At 47.4% G+C, this 18,993-nt stretch carries 20 protein-coding genes; 17 read left to right on the top strand and 3 right to left on the bottom strand.

What is annotated here, in order from left to right; translation table 11 throughout:
- Window positions 1-76 precede the first annotated feature (76 nt).
- From MKY42_RS22595 to MKY42_RS22570, 6 genes are all read left to right on the top strand, one after another.
- A complete protein-coding gene (locus MKY42_RS22595; RefSeq protein WP_064636548.1) occupies window positions 77-256 on the top strand; it encodes a hypothetical protein in 180 nt (59 codons plus the stop codon).
- Window positions 257-348: 92 nt separating this feature from the next.
- A complete protein-coding gene (locus MKY42_RS22590; RefSeq protein WP_143067040.1) occupies window positions 349-840 on the top strand; it encodes a TetR/AcrR family transcriptional regulator in 492 nt (163 codons plus the stop codon).
- Complete coding sequence (locus MKY42_RS22585; protein ID WP_339844834.1) at window positions 841-1,581, top strand: SDR family oxidoreductase; 741 nt, start codon at window positions 841-843, stop codon at window positions 1,579-1,581. It begins immediately after the preceding gene.
- A 100-nt stretch (window positions 1,582-1,681) separates the two neighbouring features.
- Entirely contained in the window at window positions 1,682-1,879 is a 198-nt protein-coding gene (locus tag MKY42_RS22580; RefSeq protein ID WP_090901151.1) for a hypothetical protein, read from the top strand.
- 228 nt (window positions 1,880-2,107) lie between these two features.
- Entirely contained in the window at window positions 2,108-2,662 is a 555-nt protein-coding gene (locus tag MKY42_RS22575; RefSeq protein WP_090901148.1) for a copper amine oxidase, read from the top strand.
- Between the two features lie 97 nt (window positions 2,663-2,759).
- Window positions 2,760-3,077 carry a DUF1292 domain-containing protein gene (locus MKY42_RS22570; protein ID WP_063565566.1) on the top strand — a complete coding sequence of 106 codons (318 nt, stop codon included), beginning with the start codon at window positions 2,760-2,762 and terminating at the stop codon, window positions 3,075-3,077.
- A 238-nt stretch (window positions 3,078-3,315) separates the two neighbouring features.
- On the opposite strand, the gene MKY42_RS22565 is transcribed toward MKY42_RS22570, so the two are convergent.
- A complete protein-coding gene (locus MKY42_RS22565; protein ID WP_090902557.1) occupies window positions 3,316-4,791 on the bottom strand; it encodes an aminotransferase class I/II-fold pyridoxal phosphate-dependent enzyme in 1,476 nt (491 codons plus the stop codon).
- Window positions 4,792-5,086: 295 nt separating this feature from the next.
- Here MKY42_RS22565 and MKY42_RS22560 point away from each other — a divergent pair, with 295 nt between their 5' ends.
- The 4 genes from MKY42_RS22560 (at window position 5,087) to MKY42_RS22545 (ending at window position 9,698) form a co-directional block, all read left to right on the top strand.
- Window positions 5,087-6,379, top strand: coding sequence for an MFS transporter (locus MKY42_RS22560; protein WP_090901144.1), 1,293 nt, complete (start codon window positions 5,087-5,089; stop codon window positions 6,377-6,379).
- Window positions 6,380-6,680: 301 nt separating this feature from the next.
- Window positions 6,681-7,280, top strand: a complete 600-nt coding sequence (locus MKY42_RS22555) for a hypothetical protein (protein WP_090901140.1) — start codon at window positions 6,681-6,683, stop codon at window positions 7,278-7,280.
- Between the two features lie 171 nt (window positions 7,281-7,451).
- Window positions 7,452-8,861: an NADP-dependent phosphogluconate dehydrogenase gene (gene gndA, locus MKY42_RS22550; protein WP_090901137.1), complete on the top strand. Its 1,410-nt coding sequence runs from the start codon at window positions 7,452-7,454 to the stop codon at window positions 8,859-8,861.
- A 327-nt stretch (window positions 8,862-9,188) separates the two neighbouring features.
- The gene (locus MKY42_RS22545; protein WP_256222175.1) at window positions 9,189-9,698 is read left to right on the top strand and encodes a shikimate kinase; all 510 of its coding nucleotides are present in this window, start codon (window positions 9,189-9,191) and stop codon (window positions 9,696-9,698) included.
- A 197-nt stretch (window positions 9,699-9,895) separates the two neighbouring features.
- Here the strand turns inward: MKY42_RS22545 and MKY42_RS22540 are convergent, their stop codons facing one another.
- A complete protein-coding gene (locus tag MKY42_RS22540) occupies window positions 9,896-10,201 on the bottom strand; it encodes a rhodanese-like domain-containing protein (protein WP_090901134.1) in 306 nt (101 codons plus the stop codon).
- Between the two features lie 164 nt (window positions 10,202-10,365).
- Here MKY42_RS22540 and aroA point away from each other — a divergent pair, with 164 nt between their 5' ends.
- From aroA to ptsP, 4 genes are all read left to right on the top strand, one after another.
- The gene (gene aroA / locus MKY42_RS22535) at window positions 10,366-11,661 is read left to right on the top strand and encodes a 3-phosphoshikimate 1-carboxyvinyltransferase (RefSeq protein WP_090901131.1); all 1,296 of its coding nucleotides are present in this window, start codon (window positions 10,366-10,368) and stop codon (window positions 11,659-11,661) included.
- A 110-nt stretch (window positions 11,662-11,771) separates the two neighbouring features.
- Window positions 11,772-12,206, top strand: coding sequence for a CoA-binding protein (locus MKY42_RS22530; protein ID WP_024631155.1), 435 nt, complete (start codon window positions 11,772-11,774; stop codon window positions 12,204-12,206).
- 150 nt (window positions 12,207-12,356) lie between these two features.
- Window positions 12,357-14,237, top strand: a complete 1,881-nt coding sequence (locus MKY42_RS22525; RefSeq protein WP_063565571.1) for a glucose PTS transporter subunit IIA — start codon at window positions 12,357-12,359, stop codon at window positions 14,235-14,237.
- Window positions 14,234-15,994: a phosphoenolpyruvate--protein phosphotransferase gene (ptsP, locus tag MKY42_RS22520; RefSeq protein WP_090901128.1), complete on the top strand. Its 1,761-nt coding sequence runs from the start codon at window positions 14,234-14,236 to the stop codon at window positions 15,992-15,994. The genes MKY42_RS22525 and ptsP overlap by 4 nt, the downstream gene beginning before the upstream one ends.
- A gap of 115 nt (window positions 15,995-16,109) precedes the next feature.
- On the opposite strand, the gene MKY42_RS22515 is transcribed toward ptsP, so the two are convergent.
- A complete protein-coding gene (locus tag MKY42_RS22515; protein ID WP_064636568.1) occupies window positions 16,110-16,637 on the bottom strand; it encodes a type 1 glutamine amidotransferase domain-containing protein in 528 nt (175 codons plus the stop codon).
- 271 nt (window positions 16,638-16,908) lie between these two features.
- On the opposite strand from MKY42_RS22515, the gene MKY42_RS22510 reads away from it, so the two are divergent.
- The 3 genes from MKY42_RS22510 (at window position 16,909) to ccpA (ending at window position 18,898) form a co-directional block, all read left to right on the top strand.
- Window positions 16,909-17,322: a hypothetical protein gene (locus MKY42_RS22510; protein ID WP_111618772.1), complete on the top strand. Its 414-nt coding sequence runs from the start codon at window positions 16,909-16,911 to the stop codon at window positions 17,320-17,322.
- A 122-nt stretch (window positions 17,323-17,444) separates the two neighbouring features.
- On the top strand, window positions 17,445-17,792 hold the full coding sequence (gene ytxJ, locus MKY42_RS22505) for a bacillithiol system redox-active protein YtxJ (protein WP_024631150.1): 348 nt from the start codon (window positions 17,445-17,447) through the stop codon (window positions 17,790-17,792).
- 92 nt (window positions 17,793-17,884) lie between these two features.
- Entirely contained in the window at window positions 17,885-18,898 is a 1,014-nt protein-coding gene (ccpA, locus tag MKY42_RS22500; protein ID WP_024631149.1) for a catabolite control protein A, read from the top strand.
- The last annotated feature ends 95 nt before the right edge of the window (window positions 18,899-18,993 follow it).

Below are 18,993 nucleotides of genomic sequence, written 5' to 3'. Positions count from 1 at the left end.
TGAATAAACAAATTTTCACTCAATTATGGGTTATACTGGAACTATAAGATTAAAGTTGCTGGAAAGGGGAATGTATATGATGGACTTTAGCAAGCCGCCCCATGCTTCGGAATCACATACACACAAACAGCGCCATGAAGAAAATGAACAACAGCTTTTAGCCGGAGGAAAAAGCATTTGGTGGGAAATCAGCAACTGGCTCATTCTCGCTGGGATACTTGCGGTGATCTTCGTATTGTTTAAGTTCGTTTTCTAGAAAAGATTAAACATTAAAACTTTGGATAAGGGCCATATTACATGGGCTCTTTTTTTTACGCTCGTACATATAAATCATCAACCGAATAACAAATGACAAAAATAAATATTTGTCACGAAAGCAAGAAAGAATTACTTGAAGGCGTGACTGCACAATGGCTTGAAGATGAGATTATCGCGCCTTGGACGGCAATAACTAAGGATCAGAGTTATAACAGAGAGGGCACACGTCATCTAAAAGTATATATAGAAGCATTAATCGCTCGTAAACGTCATTATGCCGAATCCGATGCAGAGTTGTTTGAGATGTACGCACGGGTAACCCAGGAATCAGCAGATATTATCAATAAACATGTGCAGCATCTGGTGCGTCATTTGAGTGAGATCATCCAGCAGGAAAACCCATTCCAATTCAACAACCCAGATGTGCTTGCTGCGGCGATTCTTCAAGCTACCGCTCGTTTTCATCATCCGGCACACGTCTACGAATGGCAAAGCCCTGCAATTGATGCGGAATTTGAGCAGGTGTGGTTGTTGATCGAAAAGGGATTATTACATTTGGAACAAGAGAGGGAGTCATCGTAAATGAAAAAGCTAACAGGTAAAGTGGCCATTGTAACTGGCTCATCCCGGGGGATTGGACGTGCTATTGCAGAGCAACTCGCTGAATTGGGCGCAGATGTCGTCATTAACTATGCGAGCAGTCCCGATAAAGCAGAACAGGTGGCAGATATTGCTCGTCAAAAAGGAGTGCGTGCCATTACCGTTCAGGCTGACCTTGCTCGGAAGGAAGATGTGGAGCGTTTATTTTCCGAGACGATTAGCCAGCTTGGAAAAGTTGATATTCTGATCAACAATGCAGGCATCATGAAAACGACGCCTCTGGCAGATGTGACTGAGGAAGAATTCGATCAGCAGTTTGCCATCAATGTTAAAGGTACATTTTTTGCTTGTCAGCAAGCATTGAAACACATGGAGGATCAGGGCCGAATCGTTAACTTCTCCACTTCCGTAAACGGACAGATGTTTCCGGGATACAGCGTGTACGCAGGTACCAAAGGTGCAGTTGAACAGATTACTCGTCAGCTCGCGAAGGAATTTGGCTCCAAACAAATCACCATTAATGCCGTTGCACCAGGTCCGGTGAATACCGAATTGTTTTCAGTCGGAAAGACGGAGCAACAGCTCGAAGGGCTGCGTAAAATGAATGCATTTGGTCGTCTGGGTGAGCCAGAGGACATTGCCAATGTGATCTCTTTCCTTGTCAGTGCAGAGTCGCAATGGGTCACAGGACAGACGCTGCGTGCAAACGGTGGCTTCATTTAATTATATCATGCACGAAGTTTACTCTTTTTGACACACAACCGGGCGAATCCCCATATGATGCATTACATCAGCAAGTAATTGGGGAAATGGGGAATCCGGGATGGCAAAAGCAAAGGGAAAAAAGGCTCCCGTGTTAAAGAGTGACAAACTTCGTGTATCCATGAAGTTGGTTACTTCGGATGTATGTGAGCGCTGCAAGACCCCCTGTACACGAGGAATGGATTATGCAGCACGGATGCGAACCGATGGAGCTGTAGGCAAGGGCGTACCTTGTATATTGACTCGTCATACCTCGTAGTCAGCAGCATAATAAAATTGATCCACAAGAAATTCGCATAATTACGCATTGCCAATAACTATACTATAGGGGCGTCCTTTAACAGGGTACGCCTCTTTTTGATCGTTCCAAGGGGTGGAAAATATTCTGGATAAAAAATGAAAAATGATGAAAAACAGCGCAACTTTGTGGATGAGTCTGCAGTATAAATGTACAACAGCTAGCAGCAGGGGAGGGAATATTGACAGAATGAAATGGAAAAGAATTTTGCTGTGTGTCACGGTATTCTCCTTGCTCGGCGGGTCTTTATTGTTTGCAGATTCAGTGAACGAGAAGATTCGGGTTCTCATAAACGGCAAGGAAGCAGCTGACGGTGGTTATCTGATTGACGGAACGACCTATGTACCTGTAAGGGAAGCGGGCGGAATCGCCAGATGGGATAGCACAAACAAGAGAGTAACGGTTATCAAACCGAATGTACATATTTTTCTCTTCAAGGGAGATACCGTGTTTGGCAACGTGAACGTGGGTAAGTTGAAATTTAATGTGTTCTCACAAGTCGATAGTTTGACAACGGATATAGCTGCTGTAAAGGTGACGATTACCAACCCAAGTGGTGAGGTTAAGGATATTCAATCCCAGGAGCTTAAGACACAGAAGGATAACTTCTGGTTCCGAACGTACGATTTTACGTATGATTTTAGCCGGGCTGGTAAGTACCAAATCGGTTTTTATATTAAAGAAAATGCAAACAGTGGTTATGTGCTGGCAGCCGAGAAAATCATTACCGCGCTGAACGATTGAAGCAAAAATAACCTTGTCGGTTAAATTGACCTGAACCATTGAACATGTTACGATATGCAAGGTTACACAATTTCTATTTATAAAGCGAGGTATATCAATGAGCGATCACACACATGAACACGGCGATGCCTGCGGATGCGGTCAAGACCACGACCACGACCACGAGCATGAAGAAGTTCTTCTGACACTGACAGACGAGAACGGAAATGACGTGGAAATGGTTTTGGTGGAGACGTTTGACGTGGAGAAGCATGTTTATGCGCTCCTGCTGGAACGTAACAATCCTGAAGCTGACGGCATCATTCTGCGTATGGAAGAAGAAGACGAGGAAATGGTGCTCTACAATATTGAAGACGAAGAAGAGTGGACCCGTGTTGAAGCGGCGTACAACGAACTCGTTGCAAGCCAAGAATAGTCATCCTTTTGGAATAAAGCAAGAAGGCTCCTTGATCACAGGGGGCCTTTTGTTTGCTTTTTATTAGGTGTATCTGCTGTTTTTTCTTGTCATAGGGACAGTGAAATAGGTGGGAAAATGCAAACGATACAGCGATCATAAGCCCAAGGCAGGACAAGTATGGGTGGAGAAAAAATAAAAAGGCCAAGCATCCCGCTTGGCCTTAGAGATCGATCAACCTCATTTAGAGGTGGCTGTTCTAGAAAATTGCATCTGCTTCTACGATGACTTTTACGTTAGTTACGCTACGGTCTTCAGGTCCTTTTACAGGCAAACCAACTTCAACATGATCAATGATGTAGTCGATGTTTTCCTGAGTGATAACCTCACCTGGAAGCAGAATCGGAATTCCTGGCGGATAAACGTAGATGAATTCCGAAATAATCCGGCCCGCGGATTCCTTGAAAGGAATGACTTCGGTATCACCATAGAACGCATCACGTGGAGTCAGCATCAGCTGTGGCACATCTGGAACCTTGACCACCAACTCATGAGCTGGATTCACTTGATAATACGTACGGGATAGATCTTGCAGGGCGCTCAGCAAGATTTCTACCGAATCATCCGTATCTCCCGGCGTGATGAGGCAAAGAATATTATACATATCACTGAGCTCCACCTCGATTTTGTAATGCTCACGTAGCCAGTTCTCTGTTTCGTAGCCTGTAATTCCAAGGTGGCGAACATGAACAGTTACTTTGGTTGGGTCGTAATTAAAGGTAGCCTCTGTGCCCAGGAGCTCTCTGCCGAAGCAATACAGACCGTCCATATCATTAATGGAGCGTCTTGCAAACTCAGCCAGATCAATAGCTTTCTGTGCCATCTGATGGCCATTCAGAGCCAGATTACGTCTCGACGTGTCGAGCGAAGCCAGCAGGATGTAAGAAGTCGACGTCGAAGTCAACATACTCAAAATGGTTTGTACACGTTGCGGATTGACATATCCATTCTTCGTGTTCAGGTTAAGTACAGAACTCTGAGTCATGGATCCACCCAGCTTGTGTACACTTGTTGCAGCCATATCAGCCCCGGCGGCCATAGCTGAGAGTGGCAGATCTTCATGGAAATGAATGAGTACGCCATGCGCTTCATCCACAAGTACTGGGACTTGATAGCTATGCGCCAGTTCAACAATTTCTTTCAGATCGGTACATACGCCGAAGTACGTTGGGTTAATGACGAGCAGTGCCTTGGCATCAGGATGACGCTCAAGAGCACGTCGGATCGCGCCCGTAGTGACACCGTGATCGATCCCTAGATTGGCATCCTGCGCAGGAGAGACGAACACAGGTTTCGCTCCTGAGAAAATGATGGCAGACATGACCGACTTATGCACATTACGGGGCACAATAATCTTGTCACCCGGCTCACATACGGACAAAATCATGGTCATGATGGCACTGCTTGTGCCTTGCACACTAAAATAGGTATAATCGGCTCCGAAGGCATCGGCTGCCAGAATCTGCGCTTCCTCAATGACACCGGTTGGCTGATGCAAATCATCTAGCGGTGCGATGTTAATCAAATCTATGGAGAGGGCATTATCGCCGATAAATTCACGAAATTCGGTATCCGTTCCCAATCCTTTTTTATGTCCCGGAATATGAAATTGCACCGGATTGAGTGCCGCGTGATTTTTTAAAGCGGTAAACAGCGGCGTACGGCGGTGATCCATCAGTGCTGTCACAACCTTTCCTAATTATAATTTGTAAGAAAAACGTCTTTCGACGTAAATTCTATGAAGACAGACCGCATATAGCGGATGTTATTCTTGCGATCACGGATTTAAGTTCAGCTTCGCTGAAAACTTATCATATTGTAATCTCAAACAAATTTGAGTATAGCAAATTAAGAACCGAATGCAAGCAGTATTGCTTGACAATTTTTCGAATTGCTGAGATTTGGACACATCCCCGAGGGTTACAGTAAGGATAGGAGATGGGCAAGCGAGCATCGAAAGGGGAAAAAGAATGCAAACCAATACAAAACCAGCCAAAATCTTGCGATCACCTTTTTTTATCGCCATGTGGCTAACGCTTTTTCTAGTTGAAATCATTAAGGGTGCCCTGCTGGTCGCTATTTTGCCCGTGTATATGGACAATATTCTGGGCTTGTCCGCTGGCGTGATTGGTGTGGCCTTTGCCCTTCAATATTTGGGAGATAATCTGTTCCGGGCTCCCTCTGGCTGGGCTGCAGAACGGATTGGGTTCCGCGCGACAATGGTGACGGCCCTAATTTGTACATTAGTTGCTGTAATCATGATTATATTCTTCAAAAGTGCATTTGGACTTGCCATGGCTTGTCTCATTCTTGGAATTGGTACGTCACCCCTTTGGCCTTGCGCCATGACAGGCGTGACCGCGATGTCGGGGCCGCAGAACAAAAACGGTACAGCCATGGGCGCGCTGGAGATGGCGGCTCTTGGGGGCACTGGACTTGGGCCGATCGGCATGAACTGGCTGCTGGAGCGGACGCATCACGATTACCGCACCATTTTCCTGGTGTTGATGGGTGTTGCAATCCTGGTTATTCTGGTCGCCTTAGTTCTACCCGGACGTGTCGTTGTTGAGGGAGAGCATGCGCAAAGTGAGACCAGCCGGGCAGATATGAAATATCCGGCTAAACCGAATATTCTTACGCCTTTCATCCGACTCAAAAACAGTGTCCAGGGCACATTGCAGCGGGTACGCAGCACCCTTAATGTGAATCCGCTCGTATATCCTGCACTGTTTATGCAGTCTTTTGTTATTGGCCTGCTCAGTCCCGTGCTTACGCTATACACTCGCACAGACCTGCACATCTCGCCCAACCTGTACAGCTTGTTGCTGATAGCCGGTGGTGGCATCACGGTCATTGCACTGCTACCTGTAGGGAAAATGGTAGATCGGTTTGGAACGGCACCGTTCCTTAACATCGGTTTTTTGATGGCAGCAGCAAGTCTGTTTGCTTTTTCTTCCATTACGTCCATTCCTGTTGTGTTCGGCATCGTCATGCTGGTTGGCGTTAGCTATGCGATGATTCTCCCAGCCTGGAATGCGTTTGTAGCCACATTGATTCCCAAAGGAGAACGCGGAGCGATCTGGGGTTTCTTCTTGACCCTTCAGGGATCAGGCATGGTCGTAGGGCCGATTGTATCCGGTCTGCTGTGGGATCACATTAGTCATCCTGCGCCATTTATCGGAAGTGCTGTCGTTATGGCTGGACTTGCTGTTGTGCATTATGTGTTATCCCGTAAACCGTATCGTACAGCTCCTGCCAAATGATGCGATTGAAGTCTGGTAAGGTTGATCTATTAAAAAAGGGAGTTCCAACAACCGTACAGGTTGTGGAACTCCCTTTTTGATTGCTAAAATGCATACATTTCGCGGCCATTATATCATGAAAAACGGGAGCTTGCCCCTGTGCATCTGCGGAAAGCTGCGATCCTTCGGATCAATCGGTGAAAAATAGTCAAATAACCAAGTACCCTTACATAAAATGAAGTATAAAATAGGGTAAGCCGATTGAGTAGAAGCGATTGAAGAAGATGGCCGGAGCATCTCCGGTACAGATGGAGGGAGTGCCGTGAATAAGAGTTATGAAGTTGAATATTGCAATCTGGAGCTGCGGTTCAACCGTCGGCATATCCAAAATTTGATCAAAGACCTTATTCGTGAGGGGTATTCACTATATTGGAGCGAGGACGAATCCTTTTTTATTCTGTCAGTCCGCACCGGACGCAAACTGGTAAAGCTCCGTTTTCAACAGACGCGCAGCGGGAATTACAAGATGACGGGAGATTATATTATCAAGGACGCAAAGCTTGCGGAATGGTTAGAGAAGCTGATTGGGGATACACGCGGGCATGCCGTTGTGAAACGGTTTAAGGATCAACAGATGACCGTGGAGAATATTTTGTTCGGTGAAGTCATTCGTCTCGTTGAAGTATCCGGGTTCAAACAGCGTGTTATTTTTCAAAAGGAACCTGCGCCGACGGCGGAAGAGATGGAAGAAATGTTCCTCTCGCGCGAAGGTGAGGAGCGACTCATGCTGCTGCGCATGGAAGTGGATGATGAACTGGAGCGTCTGTATGCCGCCATTCAGATGGATAATATCGAAAAAGCAAATGCCTGTCGGAAAGTCTTAAAGCAATTGTCAGGGCACCTGTTGATGCTGGAAGGCTGACATATAACGCTGTATTTATGAAAATACGATGAACACCTCAGGTAATTGGGGTGTTTTATCGCTGTGCGACCATGGTCCGGGGTTCACTTCTATGCGTAAAACCGTTAAAATGGGGGTATTGTTGAGAATTCATTTCAATAAAATTAATTGGAGCAAAGGATGGAGGACCAGATGGCGAAACAACAGATCGGTGTCATTGGACTTGCAGTAATGGGCAAAAATTTGGCCCTTAACATTGAAAGCAGGGGTTTCACGGTATCGGTATTTAACCGTTCCCCGGAGAAAACCAACGATCTTCTGAAAGAAGCCGAAGGTAAAAACCTGACAGGCACATTCTCTATTGAAGAGTTTGTGGCATCCCTGGAATCCCCGCGCAAAATCCTGATTATGGTACAAGCTGGTTATGCAACCGACGCTACCATTGAACAACTGCTTCCTCATTTGGATGAGGGCGACATCATTATTGATGGCGGTAACGCATACTTCCCTGACACCCAACGTCGCAGCAAAGAGCTGGAAGACAAAGGCATTCGCTTCATCGGTACAGGTGTATCCGGTGGGGAAGAAGGCGCGTTGAAAGGCCCGGCAATTATGCCAGGTGGACAAGAGAGTGCGTACAAGCTGGTTGAACCGATCCTGACAGCCATTTCGGCCAAAGTCGGGGACGATCCTTGTTGTACATACATCGGACCGGACGGTGCCGGACACTATGTGAAAATGGTGCATAACGGTATCGAGTACGGAGATATGCAGTTGATTGGTGAAGCTTACCACTTGCTCAAATCTGTATTGAACGTATCCGTTGAAGAGTTGCATGAGATCTTCACCGAGTGGAATCAAGGGGAGCTGGACAGCTACCTGATCGAAATCACTGCAGATATCTTCTCCAAATATGATCCAGAAACAGGCAAACCAATGGTTGACGTCATTCTGGACGCGGCTGGACAAAAAGGAACAGGTAAATGGACAAGCCAAAGCGCGTTGGATCTCGGCGTTCCATTGTCCATGATTACGGAATCCGTATTCTCCCGTTTCCTGTCTGCTATGAAGGACGAGCGTGTAGCAGCTAGCAAAATTCTGAATGGACCAGCAACTGAAGCGTTCTCTGGCGACAAAAAAGCGTTCATCGAGAATGTTCGCAAAGCCCTGTTTGCAAGTAAAATCGTATCCTACGCACAAGGCTTTGCCCAAATGCGCGCAGCTTCCGACGAGTATGGCTGGGATCTGAAATACGGCAACATCGCCATGATCTTCCGTGGTGGCTGCATCATCCGTTCCCAGTTCCTGCAAAACATTAAAGAAGCGTATGACAAAGATGCAGCACTGAAAAACCTGCTTCTGGATCCATACTTCCAAAACATTGTTGAATCCTACCAAGGTGCATGGCGTGAAGTTGTAGCTGCTGCGGTAACTCAAGGCGTTCCGGTTCCTGGGTTCTCCAGCGCATTGTCCTACTACGATAGCTACCGTACAGAGCGTTTGCCTGCAAACCTGCTGCAAGCACAACGTGACTACTTTGGCGCTCATACGTTCAAACGTCTGGACAAAGAAGGCAGCTTCCACCACAACTGGATGGAATAGTAGCGTATACGCAAGTCCGTGAAATCTGGCTAAAGTGTCCTGAATGAGGGGCCTTGGCTTGAAGCTAGGCATGGACAGAAGCTTGGAAAGGGGACTTGGAGAGTCGGTTCATACCGATGAGCTCCAGGTCTCTTTTTTATCGTATGTGTAAGCTGATCTGAGTTCGTTGAAATCGTTTGGAGTACATGGACATGCTTCGATATGCTCTGGAATTGCTTGCGGATGCTTATAAGGAAGTCGGTCACTATGGCCTTCCCCCGTCCGCAGGGCTGTGTTATGATAGGACAAAAGTGCTCACGAATTGCTTGAATTAAAGGAGTGTACACCTTGAGCAAGTCTAACAATATTATTCTCATCGGCATGATGGGAACTGGCAAATCAACCGTTGCTGACATGCTCGCACGCGAGCTGGGTTACCGACTGATTGATGTGGACGCCGCGGTGGAAAAAGAGGAAGGCTGTACGATTCCTGAATTGTTCACAGGCAAGGGAGAGACGTATTTTCGCGATGCCGAGAGTCGCATGTTGTGCTCGGTGTTAGAGAAAAAGGCGCAGGTGATTGCAACCGGAGGCGGTGTGGTTCTGCGTTCGGACAACTGTGATGTTATGTCGAAGAACGGCTGGGTGGTTGCCCTGACTGCGGATCCGGCAGTGATCGTAGAACGCGTCAGCGGCTGTGATAACCGTCCGCTCTTGGCAGGCAATGCCGAGGAACGTATTCAGACGATTATGCAGGAACGGAAGGACGCATATCGGTTTGCACATTACACAGTGGATACAACTGAGTTATCCGCTTCTGAAGTGACTCGTTTAATTTTAGCGCATTACCGCGTCTAAGCTTGTAATTATGTGGAGGAAGATATGCCGACGGATTTAAAGTGGTGAATGGGGACGTGTTACCGCAGTAGATTGAAGTGAAAAACGGGCCGATTGGCCCGTTTGACTGACGGTAAGGATCAGAATGCACAGTGGTTATAGAAAAATGCTGAATACAGCTATTTTATCCTAACCTTTAACCCCGATCCTGATGCTCTTTATTCTTCCTCTTGCCATTGCAGCATGCCGCCAACCATATTGGTGCAGCCATCATATCCGAGCTGCTGCAAGTACTCACAGGCACGCTCGCTACGGTATCCACTGCGGCAGATTAGAACAATCTCACCGGACTTTTGAATTTCGGACAGTCTGTCCGGAATCTGTCCAAGCGGGATGTGCTTGGCGCCCTCGATCATGCCTTGTGCGACTTCATCGTCCTCACGGACGTCTATCATCTGCAGCTTCTCTCCCGCCTGCAAACGGCGGCGCAGCTCAGAAGGTTCAATTTCAGCAATTTGTGTCATATTCAGGTCCTCTTTTCTGTATGGACTTAACGCCTATAATGATACCCAAGCGATGTATGGAATGTCAATTTGGCAGTTTAACATCACCGCATGTATCCTGAACCAAATAGGTAACAGGATCATCTAACGAAGCACATTATGATCAATGAAGGAGAATTTCATCCATGGACGTTATCGTTAAACCAACCCCATCTCTGAACGGGGAAATTGGAGCTTTGTCTTCCAAAAACTACACCACACGCTACTTGCTTGCTGCTGCGCTGGCAGATGGCACAAGTACGATCCATTACCCGGCTCATAGTGAAGATAGTGACGCTATGCGCAGATGTATTCGTGATCTTGGAGCGGTTCTTGAAGAAGATGATAGCAAAATCGTTATCCAAGGCTTCGGCAGCCATCCGCGTGATGTGCGTGAATTAAATGTAGGTAATGCGGGTGCAGTACTGCGTTTCCTGATGGGGATAACGGCACTTTGTCCAGAGGTTACGTTTGTAAATACGTACCCGGATTCTCTTGGCAAACGCCCACATGATGACCTGATCGATGCACTTGGTCAGCTCGGCGTTGAGGTGCAGCATGAACAAGGACGCTTGCCAATTACAATCAAAGGGGGTCAGGCCAAGGGTGGACATATCCGTGTATCCGGTTCGGTCAGCTCCCAGTATTTGAGCGCGTTGCTGTTTGTAACTCCTCTTTTGGCCGAAGACAGCACGATTGAAGTATTAAACGACTTGAAATCCAAAGTGGTCATCGGTCAGACGCTGGAAGTATTGGAACAGGCGGGCATCGTCATTCATGCGAGTGATGATTACATGTCCTTCCGCGTACCTGGCGGTCAAGCCTATAAACCGCAAACATATACCGTTCAAGGAGACTATCCGGGTTCAGCTGCAGTCCTCGCAGCAGCGGCTGTTACTCAATCGGATGTTAAAATTTTGCGATTGATGGAACAGAGCAAACAGGGTGAGCGTGCCATTGTTGACGTTCTGCGCATGATGGAAGTGCCGTTGACGCATGAGAACGATGTGGTACATGTTCAAGGAAACGGGAGATTGAAAGCCGTGGAATTCGACGGAGATGCCGCCACAGACGCGGTTTTGGCGATGGTAGCGGCTGCTGTGTTTGCGGAAGGCACCTCACGGTTCTATAATGTAGAGAACTTACGTTACAAGGAATGTGACCGAATTACGGATTATTTGAACGAACTGCGGAAGGCAGGAGCCAATGTAGAGGAACGTCAGGCCGAGATTATCGTACACGGTCGTCCGGAAGGCGTCGAAGGCGGCGTTGAGATTAACGCTCACTACGATCATCGCGTAATTATGGCACTGACCGTTGTTGGTCTGCGTTCCAAAGAACCGCTTCGTATTCGGGATGCACACCATGTAGCCAAGTCTTATCCCCAATATTTCGATCATTTGCAGGCGCTTGGCGCCTCGGTTCAATGGGTAAAAGAGTAAAATAACACGTTTAAGAAGTTGTTCAAAAAACCGCTTCATCCCATCTTCTCGGTACTGAAAACCGGTCTTTTTGAACACGCACTTTAAGCAGAAAAGGATGGTGCTTGAACATGGAATTTAACAATCCTACTCGTGAAGAAATTGGACAAATTTTGCGCAAGGCAGGCAACATTGCAGTCGTCGGCTTATCGGACAAATCAGATCGCACTTCCTATATGGTAGCGGAAGCGATGCAAAGCAGAGGTTATCGCATCATCCCGGTAAATCCACAGGTACAAGGTGAGATTCTCGGTGAGACAGTATATGCAACCCTCGCGGATATCCCTGAGCCGGTAGATATCGTGAACGTATTCCGCCGCGATGAATATTGCGCAGATGTCGCTCGTGAAGCTGCGGCGATCAAAGCAAATGTACTGTGGCTTCAGCTTGGTATCCACAGCGATGAAGCCGTACAGATTGCTGCTGAGAACGGCATGACAGCGGTAACGAATCGTTGTATCAAGGTAGAGGATTCCATCGTTCTGCGCGGTGCTGGACGCGGTTAAATCTCGATCACTTAATCCCGTTAACCTCGAGTTGACGGGATTTTTCTGTTGTATACTTGGAATATTGAATAAATGACCAACAGGTTACTGTTTTGCTTTGACAAAACGTTGCGTAAAGCTTACCATCTAGGATAGAAAGGAGAGGTCGCCATGAATTGGCTCGGATCCTTGCAGCAGCTCGGACGAGCGGTAATGCTGCCTACAATGGTCCTTCCCGCCGCCGCAATTTTGCTGAGTGTTGGCAGTTTGCCCTGGGACGCCTGGGGATTGAAAGTTGTTGGTGAAGTGTCTACCGTGGCCGGACACGGTATTTTTTATTTTTTGCCGTATTTGTTCGCTGTCGGTGTAGCGCTGGGACTCTCCAACCAGGCCGGACAAGCGGGACTCGCTGCTCTGGCTGGTATTGTGATATATGATCAGGTGACTCGCAATTTCGGGGATGGCACCGTTCAACCTGCTTCCTTAATCGGAATTATTCTCGGTGCACTTGCCGGGGTGACGCATAATCGGTTCAAAAGTATTAAACTGCCCGAAATCTTACAGTTTTTCGGTGGTTCCAGGTTTGTTTTGCTCATCGTAGGGCTGTGCTCGGCACTGTTCTCCTTCTTTATGTTATGGATCGCACCCATTTTGCAACATGCATTGAACGCCATCGCCACCTGGGAATACAGTCTCGGCGGTTTTGGGCTGTTTATATATGGGGTCCTGTACAGGGTGTTGGTGGCCTTCGGACTGCATCATCTGCTGAACAATGTGTTCTGGTTCCAACTGGGGACGTATGAAACAGCAGACGGCAATATTGTGCAAGGGGATTTGCCGCGATTTTTTGCGGGTGATCCAACAGCAGGGTATTTTATGGCCGGGTTATTCCCGATCATGATGTTTGCGATTCCAGCGATTGCCTTTGCGATTATTCAGGAGGCAAGGGAAGACCTGAAGCCGAAAATCAAAAAAACATTTCTTACTTCCGCACTTGTTTGTTTTCTGACAGGGGTATCGGAGCAGATTGAGTTTGCCTTTTTGTTTGCGGCACCCTATCTGTTCATCGTGCATGCAGTCATGTCGGGACTTGCGATGTGGATCAGTTACTGGCTTGATATACGCCATGGGTTCTCCTACTCGGCTGGCATTATTGACTACATACTCAATTTCCATCTATCGGAGAATGCTTGGAAGCTCATACCGATTGGCATACTATATGGGTTGGTCTATTATTTCCTGTTTAGGTGGGCGATTCGCACGTTCAAGATTCCAACTCCAGGACGCGAAGAGGGGTCCATGCTGGAAGATTGGGTAGGTAACATTCCTTATCAAGCTCCTCTCATTTTGGAAGCATTGGGCGGGAAAGAAAACATTGTGCAGGTAGAGGCCTGCATTACACGACTTCGACTCACCGTGCATAATGATCGATTAATCGATACAGGTGCAATGAAGAGTATGGGGTCTGCAGGGCTGATCAAGCTGGGTGGCGGTAACGTACAAGTGGTATTTGGCACCTATTCGGAATTAATCCGGGAAGAGATTGCGAAGCTGCTTGAACGGGATCTGCAACAAGTTCTGTTCTGTGCGCCTGTGCAGGGTAAAATGCTGCCGATTGAAGAGGTGCCGGATCAGATATTTGCAGCCAAGCTTGTGGGCGATGGTGTAGCCTTTGTCCCGGAAAAGGGAGAGCTGGTCTCGCCTGTGTACGGAACGATTATGCACATGTATCCGACAATGCATGCCTTGGGCATTTCGACTCGGGAAGGGCTTGAGGTGCTGCTGCATATCGGTATCGACACTTCCCAACTGAAAGGCCACTTTGAAGCCTTTGTTCAGGAAGGGGACACGGTGGAGCCGGGGCAGTTGTTAATCAAGTTTGACCTAGCTGTACTGCGAGCCGAGGCGGCATCGCTGACGACACCAATGGTGATCACGAATCCCGATCGTGTCAAATCATGGAGCTTTGCTCCATTTAAGCAAGTTAAGAAAGGTCAGGCATCCGTTATGTCCGTGGTGCTCTATGACAGGAACGTTGGAGGGGTAGAATGAAGATACAAGGCATCAACGGCGCTGCAGGCATAGCCATCGGCAAAGCATTTGTCCTGCCCAGTTGGGAATGGGATCTGCCGGATCAGAAGATGGATTCAGTGGATCTCGCCCAAGAGTTCGAACGGCTGTACGAGGGCATACGGACATCGAAGGATGAGATTGAATATATCAAGAACGAGTTCAAGGAAGTGGTCGGTCCTGAAGAGTCCAGCATCTTTGATGCGCATCTGGCTATTCTGGAAGATCCGGTGTTCATGAACGAAATTCGCGGCATTATTGAACGGCAGTACAAAGCAGCAGAAGTAGCCGTCAAAGAAGCCATTGATCATTTTGTCACCATGTTCGATCTGCTTGACGACGAGTATATGAAGGAGCGGGCGATCGACATTAAGGATGTGGGTAACCGTCTGTTAAAACATCTGCTGGGCGCACCGGAAATTACGCTCCCATCGGATACCCAGCCTTATATACTCGTGGCCAAAGAGCTGTCGCCCTCTCAATTGGCGCATTTGAATCCAAGCCACGTGCTGGGCATTGTGACACTTATCGGAGGCAAAACGTCACATTCGGCAATTATGGCTCGTGCCCTTGGCATTCCTCTCGTTTCCGGTCTGGAGGCGAGTCTTGGCATGCCGGTAGAGACCGGAGATATGTTGGTTGTCGATGGAGATAACGGCCTCGTCTTTACGGAGCCGGACCGCAAGACGATTGAACGTTACACGATGATTCGCAGCAAACAACTGAAGAAAAAAGAACAGCTGCAGGTACTTGCAACAGTGGATGCCGTAACTAAAGACGGTTCCGTTCTGCATCTGGCTTCTAACATCAGTTCCGTCAAGGAACTGGATATGGCACTGAAACATGGGGCGAAGGGCGTGGGGTTGTTCCGGACAGAGTTCCTATACATGGACCGTGCTACGTTCCCTGGTGAGCAGGAACAGTATGAGGTCTATCGTCTTGTCGCTGAGAAAACTGCAGGTCAGTCTGTCGTTATTCGTACGCTAGATATTGGTGGTGACAAGCAGCTAGATTACTTTGAACTGCCAGAAGAAGATAATCCATTTCTCGGATATCGTGCGATTCGGATCAGTCTGGACCGCAAAGATCTTTTCAAAACGCAGCTCACAGCCATTCTGCGTGCCAGTGCTGCGGGCAATGTCAAAATTATGTACCCGATGATTTCTTCGGTAGAAGAACTTCAGGAGGCCAATGAAATCCTGCGTGAAGCGATGTCTGATCTGGACGAGCGAGAATTGCCGTACGATCCGCATATTCAGGTGGGCATCATGATTGAGGTTCCCGCAGCGGTGATGATAGCCGATCTGCTTGCCGAGGAAGCTGATTTCTTCAGTATTGGTACCAATGATCTAGTGCAATATGTACTGGCTGTGGACCGAATGAATGAGCAGATTGCACATATGTATCATCCGTATCACCCGGCTGTACTGCGCATGCTTCGTGCAACAGTGGAGGCGGCTCACACGGCAGGCATTGATGTCAGTGTATGCGGAGAGATGGCAGGAGACGAGCGCTCGATTCCCCTATGGCTGGAGCTGGGGATCAGCAATCTGAGCATGTCTCCACAATCTTTGCTGCGTGTGAAGCACAGGGTATTGAATACGACGGCTGCTGCTGCCAAAGAGGCAGCTCATGATTGCTTCACTTTGCGGACAAGTGCAGATATCGAACAGCGTTTGCAGGTCTTCAATGATTCGATGGGCAGTCCGGATGAACAGAGTGGATCGAACGCATCTTGAATAGGATATTTTCAAATAAATACCTTTAAGTGAAAATATTAACTTTTGTATAGTTTTGGAAAATAGTCTTATTTCAACGATAAAGCCCCACGCCATATTGGCGAGGGGCTTTGTTTTATTTTTCAGCAAGGGCATCGCAAAATGCTTTGCCATACGGCGGAAGGTCAGGTGGACGACGAGCTGAAATGATGTGTCCATCCACAACAACGGCTTCATCTTTCCAGATGGCTCCCGCGTTTTCCATGTCATCCCGGATGCCTGGTGTAGAAGTCACCGTAACCCCGTCCAGTATTTTGGCGGATATCAGTACCCAGCCTGCATGACAGATCTGTCCAATCGGCTTACGATCCGCATGCATTTCCTTGACGAGTTCAAGTACTTTAGGATAGCGACGAAGCTTGTCCGGTGCCCAGCCGCCGGGTACAAGAATACCATCATATTGTGAACTATCGAGTTCATCAAAACTGTATTCCGCCTCGGCGGGAACACCATATTTACCAATGTAGGTTTTGCCTTTCTTCTCTCCGGCGAGATGCACCTCAGCGCCTTCTTCACGGACACGATGCACCGGATACCACAGTTCCAGATCTTCGAATTCCTCATCGACCAGGGCGATGACTTTTTTGCCTGTTAATCTCATCATCATCTCTCCTTTTGCGGTAATTAGCACATAGCGTCTTTATTGTAACAGATTATCAAGATGACTTCATCGTCATGCAATCTAGCGATCGGGGAAGCGATTACAACGCAATGAACGCCTACATTCGACAACCTTCTTCTGGAGACGGTGGTAATTTGTGCAACCTATGGTTTATAGCAGGATTTGAGCGGAAATAGGTCGAATGGTATCTGTATAAGAGTATGGAACGAATGGGGTGATGACTGTGCGTAAGACGTGCAGATGTGGACATGTAATGGAACTGGAATTAAGAACGGTGGTATATGCCAAAAAGGTGGAGATTCGTAACGTACCTGTATTTGCTTGTACAGATTGCGTTTCCTATGAAGTGCTACAGCCGGTCAAGCCGGATTTGAAAGAGTGCATCAGTACACTTGGTGAACAGCCTGCGAAACAGGATCTATCATTTGGAGAGCGAAATGAACTTGCGGATCTCTTTCATGAACAGCTGCTGGCCTGGCCGGACGCCACGGATCGTGAGATGGAGCATCGGATGCAGCGCGCTGTGGAGGAAAGAATTAACCTGCTGCTGGATATTATGGGTTACGCTCAAAAGTCTAATGATGAAGAATGGATTGAGACAACACAGCGCAGATTAGGTCAATTATCCGGCTTTGTATGGCAGGCGCACTTCTCGAATGCTGTCTAATTTTGACGTGCAAAATGCTTGTTTTCATGAAAATTGGCTTTTTCGCCCGCTTTTTGTTAAGATATCGTAGAGTGAAAACGCTCAACATAGCGGTAATCCTGGTAAAGGGGGATGTATATCAAATGGCTGACATGACTAAAATGACAAGTATTGAACAGCTAAACTCCGCAGTGGAGGCTACCGAGGATCAACCTTTGCTTCTGTTTAAGCACAGTACACGCTGCCCGATCAGTGCGAACGCCTATCAGGAGATGAACGATTATTTGCAAAATAGTCCAAATGAACAAGTGAAATACGGTATCATCTATGTAGTGGAAGACCGCCCTGTATCCAACGAAGCAGCGGACAAGCTGGGTGTTAAGCACGAATCTCCGCAGGCGATTCTAGTCAAAAAGGGAATTCCTGTATGGCATACTTCCCACTCGGATATTACTTCAACCACAATCACGAAAGCACTGCGTGAGTCCTAAAGCCTATTTTAATTGATTAATGCATAAATTTGTCGTAATATAAATCTTAATGAAAATGGTATGAAAATTTACTGGTAATGGAGAGAAGTACTGTGACGGTAACCATTTATGATGTGGCACGTGAAGCCGGTGTCTCTATGGCAACGGTATCACGGGTTGTTAATAATAACCCTAATGTTAAGCCACAGACACGCAAAAAAGTATATGAAGCCATCGATCGGTTGGGATATCGTCCGAATGCGGTAGCCAGAGGTCTGGCGAGCAAGAAGACAACCACGGTCGGGGTCGTTATTCCGGACATTTCGAACTCAACCTTTGCAGAGATTGCTCGCGGAATTGAAGATATTGCGAATATGTATCACTACAACATTATTTTGTGTAACGCAGATAAGAAGAAAGAAAAAGAAATTCGTGTAATTAACACGTTGCTCGAGAAACAAGTAGACGGTCTGCTCTTCATGGGTGGAACTGTGACGGACGAGCATATTCAGGCGTTCCAATCAGCGGCTGTGCCTATCGTTCTCTGTGCAACAAGTGACGAGAAGGGCACATACCCTTCTGTAGATATCGATCATGAAGCAGCGGCATTTGACGCTGTGAATACGTTGATCCGTCATGGACACAAGGAAATCGCAATGATCAGTGGTACACTACAAGATCCTGCCAACGGTTATGCTCGTTTCCAAGGGTACAAGAAAGCGCTTGAAGCAGCAGGTATGGAGTATCAGGAGGATCTCGTACGCATTGGTAACTATCGTTATGAATCCGGTGTGGAAGCGATGAAGTATTTCCTCGGCTTGAAGAAAAAACCATCGGCAATCTTCGCTGCAACAGATGAGATGGCAATTGGTGCGATTCACAGCATTCAGGATGAAGGTCTGAAAGTTCCAGATGACTTCTCTATCATTAGTGTGGATAACATTCGTATGGCTTCCATGGTTCGTCCTCAGTTGACTACTGTAGCTCAACCGATGTATGACCTGGGCGCTGTAGCCATGCGTTTGCTGACCAAGCTCATGAAGAAAGAAAACGTGGAGAACCCACGGGTTATCTTGCCGCATGAAACGATTCTTCGTCTGTCTGTAAGCCACGCAGACGTCGTTTAAATCAGGCGTTGAGGTTCATCGTCATTTCTAATTGAAATGGAAGATGATTGAAGAAAGGGAGAAGGCATTCTCTCTACATAGTGGAATGACGAAAG

This window comes from Paenibacillus sp. FSL W7-1088 (assembly GCF_037969855.1).
Classification (GTDB): domain Bacteria; phylum Bacillota; class Bacilli; order Paenibacillales; family Paenibacillaceae; genus Paenibacillus.
The sequence above is the reverse complement of the archived record's forward strand: the minus strand, read 5'-3'. Positions and strand labels throughout refer to the sequence as shown.

Coding starts and splice junctions, on each gene's coding strand:
- MKY42_RS22595 (WP_064636548.1), top strand. CDS start 77: ATGATGGACTTTAGCAAGCCGCCCCATGCTTCGGAATCACATACACAC.
- MKY42_RS22590 (WP_143067040.1), top strand. CDS start 349: ATGACAAAAATAAATATTTGTCACGAAAGCAAGAAAGAATTACTTGAA.
- MKY42_RS22585 (WP_339844834.1), top strand. CDS start 841: ATGAAAAAGCTAACAGGTAAAGTGGCCATTGTAACTGGCTCATCCCGG.
- MKY42_RS22580 (WP_090901151.1), top strand. CDS start 1,682: ATGGCAAAAGCAAAGGGAAAAAAGGCTCCCGTGTTAAAGAGTGACAAA.
- MKY42_RS22575 (WP_090901148.1), top strand. CDS start 2,108: ATGAAATGGAAAAGAATTTTGCTGTGTGTCACGGTATTCTCCTTGCTC.
- MKY42_RS22570 (WP_063565566.1), top strand. CDS start 2,760: ATGAGCGATCACACACATGAACACGGCGATGCCTGCGGATGCGGTCAA.
- MKY42_RS22565 (WP_090902557.1), bottom strand. CDS start 4,791: ATGGATCACCGCCGTACGCCGCTGTTTACCGCTTTAAAAAATCACGCG.
- MKY42_RS22560 (WP_090901144.1), top strand. CDS start 5,087: ATGCAAACCAATACAAAACCAGCCAAAATCTTGCGATCACCTTTTTTT.
- gndA (WP_090901137.1), top strand. CDS start 7,452: ATGGCGAAACAACAGATCGGTGTCATTGGACTTGCAGTAATGGGCAAA.
- MKY42_RS22540 (WP_090901134.1), bottom strand. CDS start 10,201: ATGACACAAATTGCTGAAATTGAACCTTCTGAGCTGCGCCGCCGTTTG.
- aroA (WP_090901131.1), top strand. CDS start 10,366: ATGGACGTTATCGTTAAACCAACCCCATCTCTGAACGGGGAAATTGGA.
- MKY42_RS22530 (WP_024631155.1), top strand. CDS start 11,772: ATGGAATTTAACAATCCTACTCGTGAAGAAATTGGACAAATTTTGCGC.
- MKY42_RS22525 (WP_063565571.1), top strand. CDS start 12,357: ATGAATTGGCTCGGATCCTTGCAGCAGCTCGGACGAGCGGTAATGCTG.
- ptsP (WP_090901128.1), top strand. CDS start 14,234: ATGAAGATACAAGGCATCAACGGCGCTGCAGGCATAGCCATCGGCAAA.
- MKY42_RS22515 (WP_064636568.1), bottom strand. CDS start 16,637: ATGATGAGATTAACAGGCAAAAAAGTCATCGCCCTGGTCGATGAGGAA.
- MKY42_RS22510 (WP_111618772.1), top strand. CDS start 16,909: ATGGAACTGGAATTAAGAACGGTGGTATATGCCAAAAAGGTGGAGATT.
- ytxJ (WP_024631150.1), top strand. CDS start 17,445: ATGGCTGACATGACTAAAATGACAAGTATTGAACAGCTAAACTCCGCA.